General features: G+C 34.9%; 23 protein-coding genes. 1 reads left to right on the plus strand and 22 read right to left on the minus strand.

What is annotated here, in order from left to right; genetic code table 11:
* Positions 1-6: 6 nt before the first annotated feature.
* Positions 7-813: an N-acetylmuramoyl-L-alanine amidase gene (locus BN1058_RS09275; RefSeq protein ID WP_090856384.1), complete on the minus strand. Its 807-nt coding sequence runs from the start codon at positions 811-813 to the stop codon at positions 7-9.
* A gap of 518 nt (positions 814-1331) precedes the next feature.
* On the opposite strand from BN1058_RS09275, the gene BN1058_RS09280 reads away from it, so the two are divergent.
* Positions 1332-1673: a hypothetical protein gene (locus tag BN1058_RS09280; RefSeq protein WP_090856390.1), complete on the plus strand. Its 342-nt coding sequence runs from the start codon at positions 1332-1334 to the stop codon at positions 1671-1673.
* 442 nt (positions 1674-2115) lie between these two features.
* Here the strand turns inward: BN1058_RS09280 and glnA are convergent, their stop codons facing one another.
* The 21 genes from glnA to pgsA all read right to left on the minus strand — a co-directional run bounded on the left by glnA (position 2116) and on the right by pgsA (position 25041).
* On the minus strand, positions 2116-3450 hold the full coding sequence (glnA, locus tag BN1058_RS09285) for a type I glutamate--ammonia ligase (protein ID WP_090856393.1): 1335 nt from the start codon (positions 3448-3450) through the stop codon (positions 2116-2118).
* Between the two features lie 27 nt (positions 3451-3477).
* Positions 3478-3873 (minus strand): MerR family transcriptional regulator, encoded by a 396-nt coding sequence (locus BN1058_RS09290; RefSeq protein WP_090856396.1) that lies wholly within the window; start codon positions 3871-3873, stop codon positions 3478-3480.
* Between the two features lie 126 nt (positions 3874-3999).
* Positions 4000-5259 carry a methionine gamma-lyase family protein gene (locus BN1058_RS09295; protein WP_090856399.1) on the minus strand — a complete coding sequence of 420 codons (1260 nt, stop codon included), beginning with the start codon at positions 5257-5259 and terminating at the stop codon, positions 4000-4002.
* A gap of 20 nt (positions 5260-5279) precedes the next feature.
* Positions 5280-6506: a GTPase HflX gene (gene hflX / locus BN1058_RS09300; RefSeq protein WP_090856402.1), complete on the minus strand. Its 1227-nt coding sequence runs from the start codon at positions 6504-6506 to the stop codon at positions 5280-5282.
* Positions 6507-6536: 30 nt separating this feature from the next.
* Positions 6537-7445: an AAA family ATPase gene (locus tag BN1058_RS09305; RefSeq protein ID WP_090856405.1), complete on the minus strand. Its 909-nt coding sequence runs from the start codon at positions 7443-7445 to the stop codon at positions 6537-6539.
* Positions 7446-7628: 183 nt separating this feature from the next.
* Positions 7629-7853 carry an RNA chaperone Hfq gene (gene hfq, locus BN1058_RS09310; RefSeq protein WP_090856408.1) on the minus strand — a complete coding sequence of 75 codons (225 nt, stop codon included), beginning with the start codon at positions 7851-7853 and terminating at the stop codon, positions 7629-7631.
* Between the two features lie 41 nt (positions 7854-7894).
* Positions 7895-8830, minus strand: a complete 936-nt coding sequence (miaA, locus tag BN1058_RS09315) for a tRNA (adenosine(37)-N6)-dimethylallyltransferase MiaA (RefSeq protein WP_090856411.1) — start codon at positions 8828-8830, stop codon at positions 7895-7897.
* A gap of 191 nt (positions 8831-9021) precedes the next feature.
* Positions 9022-9456: a Dps family protein gene (locus tag BN1058_RS09320; RefSeq protein WP_176694490.1), complete on the minus strand. Its 435-nt coding sequence runs from the start codon at positions 9454-9456 to the stop codon at positions 9022-9024.
* 113 nt (positions 9457-9569) lie between these two features.
* Positions 9570-11441 carry a DNA mismatch repair endonuclease MutL gene (gene mutL / locus BN1058_RS09325; protein ID WP_090856418.1) on the minus strand — a complete coding sequence of 624 codons (1872 nt, stop codon included), beginning with the start codon at positions 11439-11441 and terminating at the stop codon, positions 9570-9572.
* 2 nt (positions 11442-11443) lie between these two features.
* Entirely contained in the window at positions 11444-14038 is a 2595-nt protein-coding gene (gene mutS, locus BN1058_RS09330; protein ID WP_090856421.1) for a DNA mismatch repair protein MutS, read from the minus strand.
* A 130-nt stretch (positions 14039-14168) separates the two neighbouring features.
* A complete protein-coding gene (cotE, locus tag BN1058_RS09335) occupies positions 14169-14732 on the minus strand; it encodes an outer spore coat protein CotE (protein WP_090856424.1) in 564 nt (187 codons plus the stop codon).
* 293 nt (positions 14733-15025) lie between these two features.
* Positions 15026-15403 carry a YlbF/YmcA family competence regulator gene (locus tag BN1058_RS09340; protein ID WP_090856427.1) on the minus strand — a complete coding sequence of 126 codons (378 nt, stop codon included), beginning with the start codon at positions 15401-15403 and terminating at the stop codon, positions 15026-15028.
* A complete protein-coding gene (gene miaB, locus BN1058_RS09345; RefSeq protein ID WP_218054217.1) occupies positions 15404-16948 on the minus strand; it encodes a tRNA (N6-isopentenyl adenosine(37)-C2)-methylthiotransferase MiaB in 1545 nt (514 codons plus the stop codon).
* Positions 16949-17091: 143 nt separating this feature from the next.
* On the minus strand, positions 17092-18015 hold the full coding sequence (locus BN1058_RS09350) for a dipeptidase (RefSeq protein WP_090856434.1): 924 nt from the start codon (positions 18013-18015) through the stop codon (positions 17092-17094).
* 268 nt (positions 18016-18283) lie between these two features.
* Entirely contained in the window at positions 18284-18757 is a 474-nt protein-coding gene (gene tnpA, locus BN1058_RS09355; RefSeq protein ID WP_090852422.1) for an IS200/IS605 family transposase, read from the minus strand.
* A 181-nt stretch (positions 18758-18938) separates the two neighbouring features.
* Positions 18939-19199: a stage V sporulation protein S gene (locus tag BN1058_RS09360; RefSeq protein WP_090856438.1), complete on the minus strand. Its 261-nt coding sequence runs from the start codon at positions 19197-19199 to the stop codon at positions 18939-18941.
* 111 nt (positions 19200-19310) lie between these two features.
* Positions 19311-20108, minus strand: coding sequence for a TIGR00282 family metallophosphoesterase (locus tag BN1058_RS09365; RefSeq protein WP_090856441.1), 798 nt, complete (start codon positions 20106-20108; stop codon positions 19311-19313).
* A gap of 124 nt (positions 20109-20232) precedes the next feature.
* The gene (gene rny / locus BN1058_RS09370) at positions 20233-21792 is read right to left on the minus strand and encodes a ribonuclease Y (RefSeq protein ID WP_090856444.1); all 1560 of its coding nucleotides are present in this window, start codon (positions 21790-21792) and stop codon (positions 20233-20235) included.
* 207 nt (positions 21793-21999) lie between these two features.
* Positions 22000-23031 (minus strand): recombinase RecA, encoded by a 1032-nt coding sequence (gene recA, locus BN1058_RS09375; protein WP_090856446.1) that lies wholly within the window; start codon positions 23029-23031, stop codon positions 22000-22002.
* A 175-nt stretch (positions 23032-23206) separates the two neighbouring features.
* Complete coding sequence (locus BN1058_RS09380) at positions 23207-24463, minus strand: competence/damage-inducible protein A (protein WP_090856449.1); 1257 nt, start codon at positions 24461-24463, stop codon at positions 23207-23209.
* A complete protein-coding gene (pgsA, locus tag BN1058_RS09385) occupies positions 24463-25041 on the minus strand; it encodes a CDP-diacylglycerol--glycerol-3-phosphate 3-phosphatidyltransferase (protein WP_090856451.1) in 579 nt (192 codons plus the stop codon). Before pgsA ends, BN1058_RS09380 begins: the two co-directional genes overlap by 1 nt.
* Positions 25042-25100: the final 59 nt, after the last annotated feature.

Genomic DNA, 25100 nt, shown 5'->3' on the forward strand with positions numbered 1-25100 from the left:
TTTGTTTTAAGGTCTAACTGCATCGATGAAGCAATCAAAACCTATCTTTTTTAATTGTCGCATTCTAGAATCTGCATTTTCTTTATCCCGAAATGAACCCACTATCACACGATAATACCTTTTGTTGTTCATGATATATAGATCAATAAAACTATCGTAGCCACGTTTACTCAAAATATTCATCCGTTGTTTTGCATTTTTATGTTCCTGGAACGAACCACATACGACCCGATAAAATGTCTCTTGATCAGGTTTTAGATCTGGCCTCTTCTCAAGATCAAATGCTGCTTCTAATCCACTAGCATGAGCTTCAGCAACTTCTTTAATCCAATCGTCTGTTTTCATTCTTTTTGCTTCTTTCGCATTGTCAATAAACCCATTTTCAGTTAAAACAGCAGGCATTTTAGATTCTCTCAACATATGAAAATTAGCTTCTTTCGTCCCTCTATTTCTCCAATCTAACTGCTTGACAATTGTTCGGTGAATGGTTGTTCGTAATTTATCAGTACTTGATTTTCGTCGGTAATCACCATTCCAAATATAACTTTCAAAGCCTTCGCCACCGCCTGCATTAATGTGAACAGACAATAAATAATCTGCATTCCAACGATTCGCCTCATCTGTTCTTTGTGTTAAGCTTTTTGTTTCATCATTTATTCTAGATAGACGTACCTCTGTATCTTTGTAGTTTTCTTGTAGCATTTTTCTTAATTGTAAAGCAATTTTTAACGTTATATCTTTTTCTAACAAACCATTTGCACTTGCACCAGGGTCACCCCCACCATGACCTGGATCAATAAATATTTTCACCATTTCACTAACCTCCTTCTACTACTTATATATGAAAGAAGGAATGATTAATTATGGACTAGTTCCTAAAAGAAACAGAAATGATTTGTTTCACCATATAACGTTTTATAGCTTGAGGTTGCAAATTGTAAACATATTAAAATTATTACATACCAAAACAAAAACCCTCAATATCAGTATTATCAAGGGGCTCCTTCTATTAATATGCCTTCATATATTGTTTACGTTCCCAAGGGTGGACTTGCGTACGGCCTACAATTTAATAAAAATATTGTCGAACCTTAAAGTGAAAAACGATAATAAAGGTATTTACCAGAGGTCTCTTTATGAATGGATTCACTTAATCTAACAGGGGATTGACTTCTATATCAAGAGCTGTGTGATCAGCTCTTTTGGTTTTGCAACTAAAGGTTCAAGTTAGTCGAATAAATAAAATTAGAAAAAAACGAAACTTTATTTTGTTTATATTCGTATAATTATTATGAGTTGATTATTATGACACTTGAAAGGTGGAATTTTTCATGCACAAAGTGAATGGTATAGAAGCTTATGAAGCACATAATCGAACAGAGTTATTAGCAGGTTTAGAGGCAAAATCTGAATATATTCTTATTAAAGGAGACTATTACAAAGAAGTAAGAAAAATTATGGATACTCATCTTCCAGAGCACGAAAGTATAGGAGTGTCAATGGGAAGTGCAGGTATGTTATCAATTCTTAATTATGCAGTAGAAGCAGTAAGAACTTCATTCAGTAATGCAGATGAAATGGATAAAAAAATTGACAGAAAGTTAAATTTATTTAAGGTTAAAAAGATTACAGATGATGGTTTATTATTGAGCTTAAAGCAGTTAGATTATTAGAACTTGCATACATAGAACTATTTTGGATAGTTCTATGTGAATAAATACACTTAAACTATCAGGTGCGTTAGTTTAATAACAATTTTAGCCACTTCCTATCTGGAGGTGGCTATTTCTACATATTAGATAAAATAAAGTAATAGCAGCAATCCTTAAAAAAGCCTTTGGATAAATAGTGATACTCAACAATCGAGCCATATTCTTGAATAACATTTAAAGTTACCAAACAACGCTTTAGGAACGCTTTTTATTTTCTAGAACAATGTTAAATGGCATCGAAATCATCTAATGAAGATTTCTCCTTTTTCTTCTTTTAATTATTAAATTCAACTACATTCTTCGGATGCTTGAACATTCAAGTATGCCGAGGGTGAATCATAAATGCAATTTTTCTAATCAAAACAAAACCCTTAATACCAGTAGTATTAAGGGTTTCCTTCTATTAATACGTCTTCATATATTGTTCACGTTCCCAAGGGTGGACTTGCGTACGGAACATGTCCCATTCGATTTCTTTTGATTCAATAAAGTGTTCATACAAGTGTTCACCAAGTGCTTCAGCAATGGTATGATCTTCTTTTAATAATTGAATCGCATCATAAAGGGTAGCAGGTAAGTCTTTCACACCATTTGCTTCCCTTTCTTCTTTATTCATCACATAAATATTTCTATCTATTGATTCTGGAGGTGTAAGGTTATTCTTAATTCCATCTAATCCAGATGCTAATAAAACAGATAGTGCCATATATGGATTAGCCGCTGGGTCAACACTACGTACTTCAATACGTGTACTCAAACCTCTTGCTGATGGAACACGAATTAGTGGACTTCTATTCAATCCAGACCATGCAACATAACATGGTGCTTCATAACCAGGTACAAGACGCTTGTAAGAATTTACTGTTGGATTTGTAATAGCAGTAAAATTTAGTGCGTGCTTAATAATACCAGCGATGAATTGATAAGCTGTTTTACTTAACTCTAACTCACCATTTTCGTCTAAGAATGCATTTTCTCCATCTTTAAATAGTGACATGTTACAATGCATACCTGAACCACTTACACCGAATAGTGGTTTCGGCATAAACGTAGCATGTAAACCATGCTTGCGCGCAATTGTTTTTACTACTAATTTAAATGTTTGAATATCATCTGCGTGTTTTACCGCATCGGAATATTTGAAATCAATTTCATGTTGTCCTGGAGCAACTTCGTGATGAGAAGCTTCCATTTCAAAGCCCATTTCTTCTAATTCTAATACAATATCACGACGACAATTTTCACCTAAGTCAGTTGGTGCTAAATCAAAATAACCACCGTGGTCATTTAATTCTAATGAAGGTTCGCCTCTTTCATCTAATTTAAACAAGAAGAATTCTGGTTCTGCACCAATATTAAATGCAGTATACCCTAGCTCTTCCATTTTTTTAAGGTTTCGCTTTAAATTGTAACGAGGACAACCTTCAAATGGTAAACCATGATGATCATAAATATCACAAATAAACCGAGCAACTTTTCCTTTCTCAGAAGTCCAAGGAAAGACTACGAATGTATCAAGATCTGGATGAAGTTTCATATCTGATTCCTCAATTCGAACAAAACCTTCAATAGAGGAACCATCAAACACCATTTCGTTATCCAGTGCTTTGTCTAACTGACTAAGCGGAATTTCTACGTTTTTAATTGTACCAAGTAAATCGGTAAATTGTAGACGAATGAACTTAACGTTTTCTTCCTCAATACGTTTTTTAATTTCTTCTCTTGTGAATTTTGCCATGTTTTTTCTCTCCTTTTATTGATCCTATTAGTGGAAAAACCGAGATAATTCTCCTTGGCGTAACGATGTTTTACCTAAGCGCCCCGCTTCAAATAATTCTTTTTGTAAGATTTGACGAAGTTCTTTTTCTGTTAATTCAGGCGGCTTATCTTGATCTAGAACTTTGTTTGTTGTAGGTAACTCTTTAATGGATAACACTTGCTTGATCCCTGCCAAGTTAATTCCTTTTTCAATAAGTTCTTTTATCTCTAACAAACGATCTACATCATTAAACGAGAATAATCGTTGATTCCCTTCTGTTCGAGAAGGATGAATCAAACCGTGTTGCTCATAGTATCGAATCTGTCTTGCTGTTAAATCAGTTAATGACTTAACTATTCCAATGGAAAATAAGGGCATTGAACGTCTATCTGCATCGCTCATTTCATTCACCCCTTCCTACTATGTACCATAGTTATATTATACTCATGACACTATAATTGTCAACGCATGTTAACTTTCCTTACATATATTTTTCGCAAGTAAATATTGTCATTTCAAGCATCCCATTTATACTAATTCGTTTTCGTTTATCGTTAGATATCCTTTTTTAATAAAAAGCTCGACTGCCTCAGTGATTGCCAGTTTCACATGGGAATAAATTAACCCTCCTTGAACAAACACGGTGTAAGGTGGTCTAATTGGGCCATCTGCTGTTAATTCAAGACTGGCACCTTGTATAAAAGTTCCAGCGGCCATAATCACATCGTTCTCATAACCTGGCATACTTGCGGGATACGGTGTGACATGCGAATTGATTGGTGATGCGTGCTGAATGGACTGGCAAAAAGCAATCATTTGCTCTTTAGTGTTGAATGCAACGGATTGAATTAAATCCGTTCGTTTACAATCAAAAGCAGGTGCTGTCTGGAATCCAAAATAGTCCAAGACCCTAGATGAAAAAATAGCTCCTTGCAACGCTTCACTTACGATATGTGGAGCGAAAAATAGACCTTGATACATTTCTTGTAGCATACCAATACTGGCACCAGTTTCTTTCCCAAGCCCAGGTGCTGTTAAACGATTTGCTGCTAATTGAACAAGATCTTGATTCCCGACAATGTAACCACCGGTTCTAACAATCCCCCCACCAGGGTTTTTTATTAACGAACCAGCTATTAGGTCAGCACCCACATGTGTCGGTTCAAATTCTTCAACAAATTCACCATAACAATTATCTACAAACACAATAACACCTGATTTCAATGCTTTTATTTTTTCTATCATTTCTTTAATTTCATTTACAGTAAAAGAGGGGCGATTCGCATAGCCCTTTGAGCGTTGAATACCAATGACTTTTGTTTGTTTATTCAAACGTGTTCGGATTAAATCCCAATCAACTTGTCCTTTTTTTGTCAAAGGGATTGCTTGATAATGAATACCAAATTCAATTAATGAGCCATTATTTTCCCCCCTTACACCAACAACTTCTTCTAACGTATCGTATGGCGCACCTGTTATGTACATTAACTCGTCACCAGGACGTAACATACCGAATAAGGCTGTTGTGATCGCATGCGTTCCTGAGATTAATTGCGGACGAACTAACGCATCCTCACCACCAAATACTTCTGCATACACCGATTCTAAAGCATCTCGTCCGAAATCATCATATCCATAGCCAGTGGTAGCAGAAAAATGACTATCACTTATTTTCTGATTACGAAAAGCATCTAATACACGCTTTTGATTGTATTCTGCAATTTGTCTCACATTTTTTCTGTGTTCTTCAATTTCTTGTTCTAATTGTTCCATCTTCTCTTTTATCATATTATTTTAACCTTTCTCCTTTAATCATAAAGTAAGGGATGTCCATTTGGAGCATAGCCTTGGACAATATATACTTCATTTTCCGAATCAAATGTTTGATCTTGTATGATCGTTTGTTGACGAAATAACTGTAACAGTTTTCCATTAGAGGCTTGGATTACTTTATAAAAAAATTCCCAACGTTCGATAAGTGTTTTTTCCGTTTCTTTCAATAATCGTAAACGATCTGATTGATTAAAAGCACTTATCATTATCGATGGCTGAGAGAAGGGAATAAGATCCTCACTTAATAAATCATTTTTATTGTAAATGGTTAAAATCGGCAAGTGATCAGCATCCAATTCACTTAACAAGCGTAACACCGTTTGTTGATGCTGCTCTTTGTCAGGATGTGTACTATCCACAACATGAAAAATAAAATCAGCTTCTTTTACTTCTTCTAATGTAGATCGAAATGCCGCTATCAATGCGGTAGGGAGATCTTGCATGAATCCAACAGTATCTGTGATAATCGCTTGTAAGCCAGAAGGAAATTTCACTTGCCTTGACATTGGATCAAGTGTTGCAAATAATTGATCTTCTTCTAACGAATCACTTTGCGTCAATCGATTAAACAACGTTGACTTTCCAGCATTTGTATAACCAACAATCGCAATTTGTGTTACTCTATTACGTTTTCTTCGTTTACGATACTGGTCTCTTTGATTGACTACTGCTTCCAATTGTCTTTTTACCTCATTTATACGGCGATTAATATGCCTTCGATCTGATTCCAATTTCGTTTCTCCAGGACCTCTTGTACCAATTCCGCCACCTAAACGAGATAACTGCTGCCCTTGACCATGCAAACGCGGAAGCATGTATTGATATTGCGCTAATTCCACTTGTAACTTTCCTTCTTTGGTATGTGCTCGTTGTGCAAAAATATCTAAAATTAATTGGCTACGATCAATTACTCTAACATCTAAATGTTGTTGTAAATTACGCATTTGTGTAGCAGTTAATTCATCATTAGCAATGACTAAATCAATCTCATCGCTTTCAATTATTTCTTGTATTTCTTCTAACTTCCCTTTACCCACATATAAAGCGGGATGTGGATGTTCCCGCTTTTGTATGATCGTTTGTTTGACCTCTCCTTTTGCAGTATTTGTTAACGAAACAAGTTCTTCAACTGAATAATTTATTTCTACATCATCAGCTGTTTTACTTTGTACAGCAATAATTAGAACATTCTCTATCACCATTACGTATATCTCCTTCTGTATGCCATTACTTTATTCTATCATAATATCTTTCGCATTTAATAACATCAATTCATCCGCTGAATAATAACGCTTATTTATTAAACGAACTGCTTGTTTACGCATTGCCTTTTCCATCATATTTCTCACTAATCTGCCATTGGAAAAATGTTGCGCTCCATTTTCCCGTAAATATTTTATTAATAATGATCGCAATTTCCACGATGCTTCGTTTGATAGGCGATAGTCACGTTGACTCGCTATGCTTTTAGCAATCTTCACTAATTGGTCAGCTGTATAATTGGAAAAGTTAAAAATAAACGGAAATCTTGATCGCAAGCCTGGATTTAATGACAAGAAGTGATCCATTTCATCAGGATAACCAGCTAAAATTAAAATGAATTGATCATGGTAATCTTCCATCTGTTTCACTAGAGTATCTATTGCTTCTTTTCCGAAGTCCTTCTCACCACCACGTGCCAACGCATATGCTTCATCAATAAATAAGATACCACCTAAAGACTTCTCTACTAGACTTTTGGTTTTTTTTGCAGTATGACCGATGTATTCGCCAACTAAATCCGCTCGATCAGCTTCGATAAGATGGCCCTTGGATAATACATTTAATTCTTGAAATAATACAGCTAATTTTCTTGCTACGGTAGTCTTTCCTGTACCAGGATTCCCTTTAAACAACATGTGCCATACTTGCTTTTCTGCTTTTAGCCCTATCTTTTGTCTTTCTTGATTAATTAGTACATTTGCATAGATCTCTTTTATATTCTCTTTAATTTCATCCATTCCGATAATATCCGCAAACAATTTTTCTACTGATTGAAAGGGAACGAATGCGTCCTGTTGCCCCATTTCCACATGATCTTGACGATCGTGTAAAATAATATTTATTTGATTTTGTTTTTGAGAAGAAACTTGTGATTCCATTTCATCACCCCTTACCATTTACAGTATACGTGGGTGTGAAAAATAGTGTGACAAACGCCTATAACATTTGAGTAATATTCTTTTCTCAAGAAAAAAACTTATTATGTTAAAACGTGTCATAGACTAATAATGAAAAACGATCTACCGAAACATATCGATAGACCGTTTTATGATACAAATCATTTATTCTTTTTCCAAAGTAACATTTTTTGAAGGCGCAAAAGTTGAGATCGCATGCTTAAATAATAGTTGTTGTTTGCCATCTGTATCCAAAAGAACAGTAAAATTATCGAAAGCTTTAACTGTTCCACGTAATTGGAAGCCATTTGTTAAGAATACCGTAACCTGAATATGATCTTTCCTAAGCTGGTTCAAATATTGATCTTGAATATTAACTGATTGAGACATACATTTTCCTCCTCTATTCTATCTCTACTATCATATTTATTCTACTTGTGATTAATCATTCCTGCTAAATCTTTTAAAATAGTTGAAAACTTTTTATTTTTATCGTTTGGACTAATCGTATACCACATGACATCCATTTTATTCTTAAACCAAGTATACTGCCGTTTAGCATATCTTCTAGAATTACGCTTTAGTAATTCGATAGATCGTTCAATTGACTGTTCCCCTTTTAAATAAGGAATAAACTCTTTATAACCTATTGCTTGCATCGCTTGACTATTTTCCAAACCTTGATTATACAAGTGACTCACTTCTTCTAACAAACCATTTTCCATCATCTGATCCACTCGATAATTAATTCGATTGTACAATAGTTCCCTGTCCATCTCTAATCCAATTAAAATTGGTTCATATGGTGATGTGAGTGACTGGTTTGCATGATGCTCGGACATAGACATCCCAGTCCTCTCGAATACTTCAAGCGAGCGTATCACTCGTCTAATATTATTTGGATGAATCTTCTGCGCTTGCATTGGATCTACTTGTTTTAACCTTTGATATAGATGATCAGCCCCTTTTAGTTCCACTTCTTGTTCTAGTTTTTTTTGAAAAAAATCATCTCTTTTATTATCGACAAATTGATAATTATATAAAGCCGCTTGAATATAAAGACCTGTTCCTCCAGCAATTATCGGTAATTTCCCAACATTACTTATTTCATTAATATGTTTTTGTACCATTTGCTGAAAATCAGCCACAGAAAATGATTGCTCTGGTGAAATGATGTCTAACATATAATGTTTAATGCTTTGTTGTTCTTCTTTTGTAATTTTTGCAGTCCCTATGTCCATTCCTTGATAAATTTGCATGGAATCTCCACTAATAATTTCACCATCAAAATACTTTGCAATTTCCACGCTAAGACTCGTTTTACCAACAGCAGTAGGTCCAACAACAGCAATCACTTTTTCTTTCATTATGTAATCTCCTTACAAACATAAGCTATTTCTTCATTTTAATTATACAGAAATGATGAAGAAAGGTGCAAGCGTCTTGTAGAGATTTGCGATTTAAACCAATCTGCAGGAATTCAAGGGAATCTTGACCAAGTCTTTCTGCACTAAAAAACAGTGTTAAGATTCTAATAAACCTTAACACTGTTCTAGCTTTAATCAAGATATGCTTGAAGGAGCCACAATTTCTCACTATACTTCATACTTAGTTTCACAAAAACATCTGTCGTCGGATGATCCTCACTATCATTTAGAAAACGCGTTAACTGTGAATTAATTGCTTGAAAGTCGCGAAGCAATTGTTTTATTATTTCCAATTCTTCATCATCTGCTTGTGCTTCTTCTAAACTTGCATGCTTGATAAATGTATCCATCGTAGCAAAAGGTTGTCCACCAAGTGCTAAGATACGTGTTGCAACCACATCAATATCAGCAGAGATTTCTCCGGAATATTCCTGGAATAGTTTACGCAAAGTAAAAATATTCTTCCCTTTAATATACCAACGATATCGATGTAATTTAGTGTATAGCACAAACAAATCAGCTAATAATTGGTTCAACTCTCTGATGGTATTCTCATTGTTTCGCATGGTTAACACCTTACCTTTTTGCATTATTGTTAACAAAAAGAGAGGGTTTATACGTATTATCCTATCATTACTGTTTATTGGCTCTATTTTCTTGTTCGCTCATGATTTCCTTCTTACATCACACGTTTAAACAGTTTTTCTAAATCATAGCCGGAAAAATGAATAATGATAGGTCTACCATGCGGACATGTAAAAGGATCAGTTGATTTGCGCAAGTCTTCTAACAAGTGAAACATGTCCTCTTTATTCAGATAGTGATTTGCTTTAATCGATCGTTTACATGACATAAGAATTGCAGCGTCTTCCCGCAATTTTGCTATATTGATTTTTTCTTCTTCTATTATCTGTTCAACCATTTCTCTAATGATTTCTTCTTCGTGCCCTTTTGGAAACCATTGTGGATGAGAGCGGACAATGTACGTTTGTTGACCAAAATATTCAAAAAAGAGACCAACTTCTTTTAATTGATCTTGATATTGCTCAATCAGCAGTGCTTCTTGCTTTGAAAAATCAAATGTTAGAGGGATTAATAACTCTTGTAATTCATTTGCAACCTCTCCAATTACATCACGAAAAAATTCATATTTTATTCTTTCTTGCGCAGCATGCTGATCGATCATATACAGCCCATGTTCATTCTCCGCTAAAATATAGGTCCCATGATGTTGTCCAATTGGATACATCGTTGGAATGCGTTCTTCTGATTGATTAATTGCTTTTTCTGATTCATGTATACTGACTTCCTGCTCAAATTGATTTTCATCATTAACCTCTTCGGTAGATAATTCAGCTATTGGTGTGTAGTCTTCCATGGACTCTAATGTTTGATTTTGAAGTCCTTGATGTACGGCTTTGTCCTGTGTTGTCCATTTCTCATCACTTATCTGTTGAGTATTTTTTGTAGGTAACGCAGAAATTTTATCATTAAATTCAAATGAAAATGTATGTTGTGTAGATACTGGACGTTCTTTTTTTTCGGTCTTTGTTACATCTGGTATTAATGATTGTTTGCGCAGCGCTTCTCTGATTGTTTCTTCGATTGCATAATACAATTCCTTATCTTTACTAAATCGAACTTCTAATTTTGCAGGGTGTACATTTACGTCTACTAAAATAGGATCCATTTCCACCCGTAATACAACTAATGGATAACGACCAATCGGTAACAGCGTGTGATAAGCATTCGTAATTGCTTTATTTAGTGGAATGCTTTTTATATAACGATTATTTATAATAGTAGATATATAGTTACGGGAAGCACGTGTCACCTCAGGTTTTGCAATATAACCAGAAATAGAAAAATCAAGTGTTTCGTAGGAGACCGGAATCATTTTCTTTGCCACACTTACACCATATATTTCTGCAATAATTTGAATGATGTCACCGCGACCTGTTGTTTTAAAAATTTTTTTATCGTTATGAATTAATTCAAAACGTATATGCGGATGGGATAAGGCCATACGATTAACCATATCGGTAATATGCCCTAATTCTGTATGAATCGTCTTCATATACTTTAAACGTGCGGGTGTATTAAAAAACAAAGCATCAACGGTAATCTCTGTTCCTTGTCTAGCATCTCCCTTATCACGTTCAATCAGCTTTCCACCTTCAAGCTTTAATATAGTTCCAGCATGTTTACCAGTTGAAGTCTTCACTGTTAGTTGACTAACTGCCGCTATAGAAGCAAGAGCTTCTCCACGAAAGCCAAGCGTTCGAACATGAAATAAATCCTTTTCATTACGAATTTTACTTGTTGCATGACGAGCAAAAGCAATTTCAACATCCTCATCTTCCATGCCAGTTCCATTGTCGATTACTTTGATTCTACGAAGCCCTGCTTCTTCGATCTCTATTTTAATTTCCGTACTTTTCGCATCCATACTATTTTCTACTAGTTCTTTTACAACAGATGCCGGTCGTTCGACTACCTCTCCAGCCGCAATTTTATTTGCTAATTGGTCTGGCATGGGTAATATATACATGATTATTCCTCCTCATGTGCCTGCTTTTGTAAGCGATACAATTCATTCATTGCTTGTAAAGGAGTCATCTCCATAATATTTAAATTTTTTAGTTCCTTAGAGGTAATGCTTGGTTGTTTTTTACTTGGTTTCTTATCTTGATCTTTTTGTTCTGATACAAAAAAACTTAACTGTTGCTGTTCGTCACTTACTTGTGTAGCTAACTGTTGTTGATTGACTTGAGGAGCTTCTAATTGCTCTAATATAACCTGCGCTCGTTTAATTAACATATCAGGTAGTTCTGCTAGCTTTGCCACATGTATACCATAACTTTGATCTGCAGCACCATCCTCAACCTGATGTAAAAATACAATTTTATCATTATATTCTTCTGCTCTAACATGTACATTTTTTAAATAGTCTAATGATTGGTCAAGTGAGGTTAATTCATGATAATGCGTGGAAAATAATGTTTTTGCATGGATATTATCATGTACATACTCTACTATGGCTTGCGCTAAGGCCATTCCATCATACGTACTCGTTCCTCGACCAATTTCATCCAATAATATCAAACTATTTTCTGTTGCATTGGTAAGTGCATGCTTTGCTTCAAGCATTTCTACCATAAAAGTACTCTGCCCTGAAACCAGATCATCAGCAGCACCAATTCTAGTAAAGATTTGATCAAAAATAGGCAAATCTGCCGTTTCGCACGGAACGAAACAACCAATTTGTGCCATAATTGCGATTAATGCGAGCTGCCTCATATATGTACTCTTTCCTGACATATTGGGACCAGTAATCAATAAAATATGAGCATTTTGATCCATGGTTACATTATTCGGTACATACATGTCATCTTTCATTACTTTTTCTACAACTGGGTGTCTCCCATTAGTAATCAATATTTGTCGATCATGATTAAATGTAGGTCGTACATAATTTGACGATTCACTGATTGTTGCAAAGCCTTGTAATACATCAATTTCACTAATTTTATTTGCCAAAGCTTGTAGTTTAGGAATATAGTCCTTTACCTTTTCACGTAAATTCAAAAACAAATCATATTCTAAGTCAACACTTTTTTCTTCCGCTTCAAGAATTAAAGATTCTTTTTCTTTTAATTCTGGTGTGATAAACCTTTCTGCATTTGTTAACGTCTGTTTTCGCTCATATTTTCCCTCAGGTAATAAATGAAGGTTGGCTTTTGTAACCTCAATATAATAACCAAACACGCGATTGTAACCAATCTTTAATGATTTAATATTTGTTTCTTGTTTTTCCCGTTGCTCTAATTCAGCAATCCATTGCTTCCCATTTTTCGAGGCATACCGATACTTGTCTAATTGTTCGTTAAAACCATCTTTTATCATTCCACCCTCTTTAATCGTTAGGGGTGGATCATCTTTTATTGCCTTATCCAATAGTGTAAATAAATCATCTAGTGGGTTAATAGCTTCCCCTAATCGTTGAACCTCCGACATTTCAAAAGATTGCAATATTTGCTTCAACTCTGGAATTTTTCCTATCGATTGCTTTAACTGTAATAGATCACGTGCATTCACATTTCCAAAAGCGACTCTACCAGACAATCTTTCTAAATCATAAATAGATTTTAAAGCTTCTCTTAATTCTTCTCTTTGCAAAAATTGATCAATGAAACCTTCTACCAATTGATAGCGCGATTCAATAATGGATTTATTTAACAATGGTCGTTCAAGCCATTTTTTTAATTTTCTTGCCCCCATAGCAGTCACTGTCTGATCAACGACCCATAACAAACTACCTTGTTTTCCTTTTCGCATAATTGTCTCTACTAGTTCAAGGTTACGTTTTGAATACATATCTAATTTCATATATTGTTTTAACTCAATTTCTTGCACAGGTTGCAAGTGATCTAACGATCGTTGCTGTGTTATTTCTATATAAGATAGTAATCGACCAAACGCTTCTCTTGCTTGCTGATCGGTAACATCTTTTAATAAATGAGTAAACTCATCCTTTATCACTGTTGTATTATTATAAGAGAGCGTCACATCCAGCCGTTCAAGTAATGCTTGTTGATAGACTTCATCAAGCTCTTCAGATACAACAATTTCTTTAATTGGTCGATTGTATAACTCACTTATTACTTGTTCCCAACCAAATTCAATTTGTGCGACACTATTTTCTCCAGTTGATAAATCGTTATAGGCAATAACAAAAGTATGTTCATCAAATTGACTAATACTAGCTAAATAATTATTTTCTTTTTCGTCTAACATTGTCCCTTCCATTATGGTGCCTGGTGTAATTAATTGGACAACCTCTCGCTTCACTACACCTTTGGCAGTTTTGGGATCTTCAACTTGTTCACATATTGCTATTTTGTAACCTTTTTCAACTAAATTTTTGATATAATTAGAAGCAGAATGGTAAGGTACACCACACATCGGAATGCGTTCCTCTCCTCCACCATCTCTACTTGTTAATGTGATTTCTAATTCTCTCGATGCTTTCACTGCATCTTCAAAAAACATTTCATAAAAGTCTCCTAATCGAAAAAAAAGAAAACTATCTTTATAAACAGCTTTTATTTTCAAATATTGTTCTATCATTGGCGTATAATTTGGCATTTCTCTTCCCCCAACGCAATTAAATCTCATTTTTTCATTATAGCATAACTAATCATTGTTTTTGCAGTGTTACTATTAGGTATTTTATAGTCCAAAAAAAAAGAGCGCGAGTTAACTCACACTCTTTGCACTAATCTTTTTTGCTCTTTGATAAAAAGTCTGTATCAACACTATCAAATTCATCATCGTTCAACTCTAAATCTAACTCATCATCATCTAGTACCAAACCATTCGGATCAACTTTTACAGTAACTTTTGTATCCCCGATTACTTCTACAAGAAATTCCCTTTCCACTTCAACAACTATTTTTTGATCATGCTGTGAAATATTACATTCCAAACAATTTGGTTGTTGTAGGACTTTTGCGTAAACCTTTTCTTCATCTCCTAATGTTTGTTTGTCTTTAACAGATAGTTTGATCAGGTCTTGATAGGTAACACGCTCTGTCACGACTTCTGTTTTCGTATTATCATTATACGAATACCAGACATTCGCATCATAACTTCCATTTACTTCGACTAATTCGTCACCTTTTCTTTTTGCATGGTATAGGTGATTGATGACCCAGCAACCTAGAATACTAGATGGTTTGTGTGTTGGTGAAATCGTATTTGTATCCTGTATAAATTTACGTCCTTTTCCTATTACTGCTTTTGTAATAATTTCTCGAAATTCTTGATCAAGAAAAGACATAGAACTAAAACCTCCTCCTTATTCATACTCAGTTTATGCAAATTACCCACCATAAGTGCGTATAAAAATAGGTGAATAACATGTCATAGGTTTCTAGTTCATCGTATGCATTTGCCTACAAAAGGTGATTCTCAATTAAATGATTAATGACAAGAATCTAGGGGGAAAGCAAATTAAAAAAACCGACTATTATTAATGTTAAATGATAGTCGGTTTTTCCTTTAGAATATTTGTAATTTAGAAATAAACTATATTATGTGACGTTTTTATATTTAGTTAACCATTGGCAAACCTTATTCGTTATTCTCTAATGTTTTTTCCATGGATATTTCTACTTCATTAGCGATCGTTTTTGATACTTGTTGAAGTAAGTCATTAACTACCACTTGGGATTCTTTAAATTCTTGCACAATCGGAATGGCATCTATTTCTTCTTGCATACGATCAATTTCTAGATCAACTTTCTTCAATGCTTCGGTCTTCCCATATGCTTGAAAATTGACAGCCTGCTTTTGCAAAGCTTTCATATTGTTAATTAATTTTTTTATTTTTTCGCTTTGATTTATACGACTTTCAATTTGTTTGTATCTGTGCACCTCTTCAATATTTGTCATTTGTTCAGCAAGTATTTGTGCACGTTCTAAAATCTCTTCTTTACTGTAGGTGGTCATTTATAACACCTCTGCAGTTTGTTCAGCAAGCTCACCATCAAGTGACCATGTTTTTGCTTTTGTAATTTTAACATCAACCATTTTACCAATCAGTGATTTTGGCGCTTTAAAGTTTACTAATTTATTTCGCTCGGTATAACCTGAAAGCACATCTGGATCTTTTTTACTTTCTCCTTCAACAAGCACCTTAACAATCTCACCTTCGTATTTTTCCATTGCTTGTTTTGCTTGTTCATTGACTAAAGCATTCAATCGTTGTAGTCTTTCTTTTTTCACTTCCATAGGGATATTATCTTCCCAACGAGCTGCTGGTGTCCCTTCCCTTGGTGAATAAATAAAGGTATATGCACTTTCAAATCCAACCTCTTTAACTAGTGTCATTGTTTCTTCAAATTGTTCGTCTGTTTCATTTGGAAAACCAACAATGATATCTGTTGTCAATGTAGCATTCGGCATTGCCTCACGAATTTTGCTTACTAATTCTAAATAGCTTTCCCTTGTATAACGTCGAGCCATCACGCGTAACACATCGGAACTACCTGATTGTACTGGTAAATGAATGTGATCTAACAAATTGCCACCTTTTGCTAGCACTTCAATTAGACGATCATCGAAGTCACGCGGGTGTGAAGTTGTAAAGCGAACACGCGGAATATCAATTTTTCGAATCTCATCCATTAAATCACCGAGGCCGTATTCAAAATCCAAGTCTTTTCCATAGGCATTCACATTCTGTCCTAATAGTGTAATCTCTTGATAACCTTGCGCAGCTAGATGACGGACTTCTTGTATAATATCCTCCGGTAAACGACTCCGTTCTTTCCCGCGTGTATACGGTACAATGCAATAGGTACAAAATTTATCACAACCATACATGATATTTACCCAACCTTTAATTCGGCCTTTTCGAACTTTAGGTAAATTCTCAATGATGTCTCCTTCTTTGGACCATACTTCCACAACCATCGCTTTACTAAACATCGCTTCTTTTAATAAGCTAGGTAATCGATGAATATTATGAGTACCGAAGATCATATCAATAAATGGATGTTTCTTGAGAATCCGATTAACAACCGCTTCTTCTTGAGACATACATCCACAAACACCAATAATAAGGTCTGGATTTTCTAATTTTAATGGTTTTAAGTGACCAATCTCTCCAAATACTTTATTTTCTGCATTTTCACGAATCGCACATGTATTTAACAGGATAACATCTGCTTCACTTGTATCATCTGTTGATTGATACCCCATGTCAGTTAATAGCCCTGCCATTACCTCCGTATCATGCTCATTCATTTGGCACCCATAAGTGCGAATAAGGAATTTCTTCCCCTCTCCAATAGATTGCATTTCTTTTGGAATAGAAAAATCATAATGAATGTCCACATCTTTTTTTAATCGCTTTTTTGCTTTCTTAAGATTTGGTGGTTCATAAGTCGTTTGAAAATACTTACCAATTAATTCATCAGAGTCCATACTTTTTAATCGATCTAGGTTTCCATCCGAATCGGATTTTACGTCCGCTGGATTTCCCTGTTTTATTTGATTTGCTTGCTTGCGTTGCTGTTCATTCACCTTTTATGACTCCTTTCTATAATATTGCCTAGGTAGTCTTCTATCTACTACTTCAATTCTACTATTATAGCAAGAATTTATTTTAAAAACAAAGTTTTTTCATAATATTGTTAGTTAATTCTAGGGAACTTATTTATAAAATTTTGATAAGCGATGTTCTTCCATTGTCTTTCTGTAAGCTTATTTTTTAATTCATCTGATAATATTCTATAGCCTTCCATACTCTCTAATCCAACTATATATTGATCAATGCCATCAAAATCAGATCCAAACCCTAAACAGGTCTCAGCTCCGGCATGAATATAAGCAAGTACATGTTGAATCGTATCATAATAAGTAACCGTTTGCTGTTCTTTTGTAAAAAATGGGACAAACGTTACGCCTATCCACCCATTTTTATGTATGATTGCTTGTATTTGCTCATGATCTAAATTTCGTGGATGACTACATAAATGCAAAACATTAGCGTGTGATGCCATCACATATTTTGCTTGTTTCATCACATCGAAAAATCCTTGATAAGATAAATGTGATACATCCACCCAAATATTCTCTTGATTTAATAACGCGACTACTTCTTCTCCAAAACTACTTAAACCTGCACCTCTTTTTTCACCTATACCATCAGCCACAGCATTTGCTTGATTCCAAGTTAATCCAACCGCTCGAACACCTAACCTCAGCAAAGTCTTTAGTTTGTTTATGTCATCTCCAATTACATGACAGCCTTCTAGTGTAAGCATTGCTCCACGTTCGTTTTCTTTAAGTGATTCAAGATCTCCTTTATTGGCAATAAACTTGATATCTTCATATGGTTCAATTATTTTTTCAAAGAAAATGGTTATCATTTCTAGAGCAACTTGAAACCGTCTCTCCTCTTTTACTTCTGCAGGAACAAAAATAGCAAAACATTGTACCTTCACTGGACTTTCTCGCCATTTTTTTAAATTAACTTGTAACTTTTCACTTGTTTTAAAATCAAGATTGTCTGACCAAAGTTTTAATAACACATCACAATGCGCATCAATAATCATGTATTTCCCCTTCTCTCAAATATATTACTTACAATCACAACCATTAGATTTATATATCATAGAAAGACGTAACTACTTTTCTTCCCATGCTTAACATGATATGTATGAGATTCTTTTTTAATTTACGTGTTTAACAAATCAAAACCACCAGTGTGAACTGGTGGTTTGCTCTGCGGCTGGAAGCCTTTGTTACCGGCCTCGGCCTTAAAGGCCCGCTGAACGGGTTTCCCTTTTGCACCACACTCACTCACTGATTCTAAAGAATCTCTTATCTTTTCTTTTTATTCTTCTCTCCAGTGAAAGGATCAAACTCTTCAAATAAAGTTAATTGATCGCTTACGTAGTCCTCTTTAAGCTGATTCCTAATATATTCTTGAATTTGATTTTTGTTTCTGCCCACTGTATCTACAAAGTAGCCCCTACACCAAAATTTCCGGTTACCATATCTATACTTTAAATTAGCGTGACGATCAAAAATCATTAAACTACTTTTTCCCTTTAGATATCCCATAAACTGAGATACACTTAGTTTTGGTGGGATACTTACTAACATATGAATGTGATCTTTGCATGCATTTGCCTCGTGTATCTCAACGCCTTTTCTTTCACAAAGATCTCTTACGATTTCTCCAATACTTTTTTTATATTTTCCATAGATAATTTGCCTTCTATATTTTGGAGCAAAAACAATATGATACTTACATCTCCACTGTGTATGTGCTAAACTATTCTTGTCCTGCATTGGACATGCCTCCTTCTTTGATGAGATTTGGTGGTCGGGAAACCAACCTTATCTTATCATGAAGAGAGGCTTTTTTTGTCCCCACGCTGGAAGCTCTATGGAACCCCCGGCATAGCCAGGGGTTTTCAAAGACCATAACAAAAATCCTGCTTGCTAACTAGCAAACAGGATTTTTACCAAACTATCTTGGTTCTACAATTAATTTTATAGCGGTACGTTCTTCATTATCAATGATAATATCTGTAAAAGCTGGAATACAAATTAAATCAACTCCACTAGGTGCTACGAATCCTCTAGCAATTGCTACCGATTTAACGGCCTGGTTTAATGCACCAGCACCAATAGCTTGAATTTCGGCTGAGCCACGTTCTCTTAAGACATTTGCAAGTGCTCCTGCTACTGAATTAGGACTTGATTTTGCTGAAACTTTTAATACATCCACTTTTGCTACCTCCTTCGTTAACTAAAGTAGTTCCACTTTTACTATATTCTCATAGACAGCAGTTATTCCTTTTTATTTTATTATGAAACAAATTATCTTAACATTCAAATACTATGCAAAAAAAGGATGATCATCATTTATTAAAACTCTTTTAATTTGTTTAGCTTTTCCATTCGTGTGATCTATATCTATTAACACTGCGTTTAATTGATCTTTTCCTTGCTTAGCAACTTCAAATCTGACAGGTAGGCTAGTTAAAAACTTTTTAAGAACTGCTTCACGTTCCGTCCCAAGAATTCCATCATAAGGACCTGTCATACCAACATCAGTTATATAAGCTGTTCCATTATCTAAAATACGTTCATCTGCTGTTTGTATGTGTGTATGGGTCCCAACTACTGCGCTTACCCTTCCATCTAGATACCAAGCCATAGCCTGTTTTTCACTTGTTGCTTCTGCATGGAAATCAACAAAGATAATGGATGCTTGTTTTTTTGCAATTTCTACTAGCTCATCAGCTTTTCGAAATGGGTCATCGATAGCGGGTAGAAACGTTCTTCCTTGCAAATTAATCACAGCAACTTTTACTCCATTACAATCTATGAATTGCAATCCCTTCCCAGGTGTGCCTTCTGGAAAATTTGCTGGACGAATCATATTCTTTGCATCATCAATGAATTCAAAAATCTCCTTTTTGTCCCATGTGTGATTTCCCATTGTTATAACTTGTGCACCCCAACTGAGAAATTGTTTATATATTTTTTCTGTAATTCCCTTACCAGAAGCCGCATTTTCACCATTAACAATGGTTAACTGTGGCTGATATTTCTGTTTTAACCGAGGTAAATAAGTCTCTAATTGTTTTCTTCCAGGTGATCCAACAACATCACCGACAAATAAAATTTTCATTTTTTAATCTTCCTTGTCTATTTAATTACTATCAGTTTCACATAAGTCCATACAAAAGTCAAAATAATATAATATAAGGACTTTACACTATTTAAAAAACAAATAAAGCGACCGATTGGTCGCTTTATTTTGCATATTCAATTGCTCTTGTTTCTCTAATTACTGTTACTTTAATATGACCTGGATAATTCAATTCACTTTCAATGCGCTTTTTGATATCACGTGCAATACGCAAAGATTCCAAGTCATCAATTTCTTCTGGTTTCACCATGATACGAACTTCACGTCCCGCTTGAATAGCGAAAGATTTTTCAACACCAGCATAAGATTCAGAAATCTCTTCAAGCTTTTCTAATCTTTTAATGTAATTTTCTAATGTTTCGCTTCGTGCACCTGGGCGTGCAGCGGAAAGTGCATCTGCCGCCGCAACAAGAACAGCAATAATAGAAGTAGCTTCCTCATCACCATGATGAGAAGCAATCGAGTTAATGACTACATCATTCTCTTTATACTTTATCGCTAATTCTTTTCCAATTTCAACGTGGCTACCTTCCACTTCATGATCGATAGCTTTTCCGATATCATGTAACAAACCAGCACGTTTAGCAACAGTAACATCTTCACCTAGTTCTGCGGCAAGTAATCCTGAGAGATACGCAACTTCCATTGAATGTTTTAATACATTTTGACCATAACTTGTACGATATTTCAATCTTCCAAGTATTTTTACTAAATCAGGATGAAGTCCGTGAACACCAATATCAAAGGTTGTTTGCTCTCCTACTTCACGAATATATTCATCCACTTCACGTCTTGATTTATCAACCATTTCTTCTATTCGAGCAGGATGGATTCTACCATCTTGTACTAGTTTCTCCAGTGCAATACGAGCAGTCTCTCTTCTAATTGGATCAAATCCAGATAAAATGACAGCTTCTGGAGTATCGTCAATGATCAAATCAATTCCGGTTAAAGTTTCAAGTGTACGAATGTTTCGTCCCTCTCTACCAATAATACGGCCTTTCATTTCATCATTTGGCAGGTTAACAACAGATACCGTTGTTTCCGCTACATGATCTGCAGCACAACGTTGCATCGCAATAGAAAGAATTTCTTTTGCTTTTTTATCTGCTTCTTCCTTCGCACGATTCTCGGATTCTTTTATCATAATTGCGGCTTCATGAGTCACTTCTTTTTCTACTCGATCTAGAATAATTTGTTTGGCTTGGTCAGTAGTATATCCTGAAATGCGTTCTAGCTCAGTCTGTTGCTCGCTTAACGTAGTTTCCACTTTGCGTTCCATTTCTTCAATTTGTTGTTGTTTTTCTGCTAGCGAACTTTCTTTCTTCTCTAACATGAGCTCACGCTTATCTAGCGTTTCATCTTTTCGGTCTAAATTCTCTTCCTTTTGCAATAGACGATTTTCTTGTTTTTGCAGTTCCAACCTTCGTTCTCGAAGCTCTTGATCTACTTGCTGGCGAATTTTGTGACTCTCATCTTTCGCTTCTAACAGTGCTTCTTTTTTAGCAACATCAGCATTTCGATGACCTTCTTCAACGATTTGCTTGGCTAATTCTTCCGCACTAGAAATCTTCTTTTCTGCAATAGATTTACGAATCAGATAACCAACAACAATACCGACGATTAGGAGCAAAATGGAGATGATGATGCCTATGTTTTCCATGGTTTCACCTCCTCTTGCTATGAATTTGTACAAAACAATTTAAGTCGGCATGTACAGTTTTACCAGTATAAATGCATAATTAATCAAAAATGTATAATAAAATTATACATTTTAATTTTAATCTTGCTAGTTTGTTATGTCAAGGAAACGTCATATTTTATCAAAAAAACTGATAACATATATTGTTATCAGTTTTTAATGCAATCATTATTTTTTATCTTTCGTATCTGTTTCTTCCGTTGATGGTGCGGCTACATCCATACCATAATGATTGCGAACTTTGTTGTACACTTCCTCTGTAATATCAGGATGTTCTTTTAAAAATTGTTTAGAGTTTTCTCTTCCCTGACCTAAACGCTCTTCATTATAAGAGTACCATGCACCACTTTTTTGAATAATATCCAAGTCGGAAGCTATGTCAAGTAGCTCACCCTCTTTAGATATTCCTTCTCCATACATAATATCTACTTCTGCTTGTTTAAAAGGTGGCGCTACTTTATTTTTAACTACTTTAATTCTTGTTCTGTTACCGACCATATCATTTCCCTGTTTTAACGTTTCTGCTCGACGCACTTCTAAACGTACAGATGAATAGAATTTTAATGCTCGACCACCAGGTGTGGTTTCAGGGTTACCAAACATCACACCTACTTTTTCACGGATTTGGTTAATAAAGATGGCTGTTGTTTTTGATTTATTGATTGCTCCTGATAATTTTCGTAAGGCTTGAGACATTAATCTTGCTTGTAAACCTACATGAGAGTCTCCCATTTCACCTTCTATTTCTGCTTTAGGAACAAGCGCAGCGACAGAATCAATAACAATCATATCAACCGCTCCACTTCGCACTAGAGCTTCAGCAATTTCCAATGCTTGTTCACCTGTATCTGGTTGAGACAATAATAGTTCATCAACATTAACACCTAAATTTCTAGCATAAACTGGGTCTAACGCATGCTCAGCATCAATAAAAGCTGCTTGACCACCTTGTTTTTGAGCTTCTGCAATGGCATGTAATGAAACAGTTGTCTTACCTGAAGACTCAGGTCCGTATATTTCAACAACTCGTCCTCTAGGATAGCCACCAACACCTAGTGCTACATCTAGTGCTAATGAACCACTAGAGACCGTTGCTACCTTTTGTTCTGCACGCTCTCCTAATTTCATAATAGAGCCTTTACCAAATTGCTTTTCTATTGATTTCAACGCCATATCTAAGGCTTGTTTACGATCACTCACGCTATTTCCCCCTCGAAATTTAAACTATTACTATCATAACTTGTTTTTTGAGATTTAACAAGCAAAAAGCGAATAAATGTTCGTTCTTTTTAGAAGTAGTTACACTGTTTATAATTACCTTTTACGTTAGACAAACGACATATTTAATTCATATAAAGTAGTTTAAACTTGATTTTCAACTATTTTTCTTCAATAAATGATATAAAAGCTCAAGCCCTTTTTTAACTGATCGTCTACGAATAAAATTACGATCCCCAGAAAAATGAAATTCTTCTGTTTGGGCAATGGCTCCTCGAAAATATATACTAATAATAACAGTACCGACTTCTTTCCCTTGAGAAGTATTTGGACCTGCAACTCCAGTAAAACTAATTGCAATGTCTGATTTAAACTTATTAGCGGCCTTTTTTGCCATTTCTTCAGCACATGCATGACTAACTGCACCATATCGATCTAACATTGTATCCGATACGTCTAGTACGTCTTTTTTTGCATCCATTGCATAGCTAACAATGCTCCCAAGAAATACATCACTTGCACCTGGGTTCGACACCATTGCATCTGCAAACAGCCCACCAGTTAAACTTTCCGCTGCGGCAATTGTCTGATTTTTTTCATTTAATAACATTAGAATCGCTTTTTCAATAGTAATATCATCATGGCCATAAAGATAGTTACCAACTACATCGAGTAGTTCTTTTTCTTTTTGTTCAATCAGTTGATTAGCTTGTTGAGCTGTTTCTGCTTTTGCAGTTAAACGAATAGCTACTTCACCATCTGTAGCTAATGGAGCAATCGTAGGGTTATCTTGATTGGAAATCAGTGTTTGAATTTTGTCTTCTAGTTGAGACTCACCTATTCCTATAAATCGAAGCATTCGAGACCTGATTACATCTTGTAAGGAAAATTGGTCTTTTAAATAATTAATTACAAACCCTTCCATCATTTTTTTCATTTCTCTCGGAACACCTGGCATAAAGATAAACATACAATTTTTATGGTTGACTATCATACCAGGTGCAGTACCTATTGGATTAGGTATAGCAATCGAATGTTCAAACGTCATTGCTTGTTTACGATTATTGGCAGTCATTTGACGGTTATTTCTACTAAAATAATTAGCAATAGTAGAAAGTACTTGCTCATTCATCATTAGTTTTTTATTCGAAAGCTTTGCAAAAGCTTCTCTAGTTAAATCATCTTCTGTGGGGCCTAGCCCACCAGTTACAAATACAAGATCAGATCGATTGGCAGCTTGTTCAAAACAGGAAATAACACGCTCCAAGTTATCACCGACTACTTGGTGATAAAATATACTAATTCCTACATTTGCCAACTGTTCAGAAATCCACTTTGCATTTGTATTTGCAATCTGTCCTAATAGCAATTCTGTTCCTACACCTATTACTTCAGCTTTATAAGTTTCACCCATTATTTCGAACCTCTCATCACATGCCAATTTTTCACAAAATAGTCCACCCCAGAAATGACGGTTAGTATTAATGCAATATATAATGTAATGGTATCAAACGGAAAATGAATATAGGAAAATGGGAAGTTGTGTAATAATAAAGCTGCAATAGCTACAAGTTGAAAGGTGGTTTTCCATTTCCCCATGTTCCCAGCTGCTAGCACTAATCCTTCTCCTGCTGCAACTAAACGTAAACCTGTGACAGCAAATTCTCTACTAATAATTATAATAACAATCCATGCAGGAATCATTCCCATTTCAATTAAAAGAATAAAGGCTGAGGAAACTAATAATTTATCTGCCATAGGGTCTAAGAATTTACCTAAATTAGTTACTAAGTTATATTTTCTCGCGTAATGGCCGTCAATCCAATCTGTTCCCGCGGCAATAATAAATAAAACAGCAGCAACAAAATCAACAATTGGTAATGTAGAAGCTCCAATTATCCATTCCCCAAAGTCCAATGGCAACGTTAAAAGTAAAATAAAAATTGGAATTAAAAAAATACGTGATAATGTTATTCGATTTGGTATATTCATATGTATTCTCCTTTGTCTTACAATATAAAATAATGGTTTATTAATATATATGAGAGCTA

Source organism: Paraliobacillus sp. PM-2, assembly GCF_001368815.1.
Classification (GTDB): Bacteria; Bacillota; Bacilli; order Bacillales; family Amphibacillaceae; genus Paraliobacillus.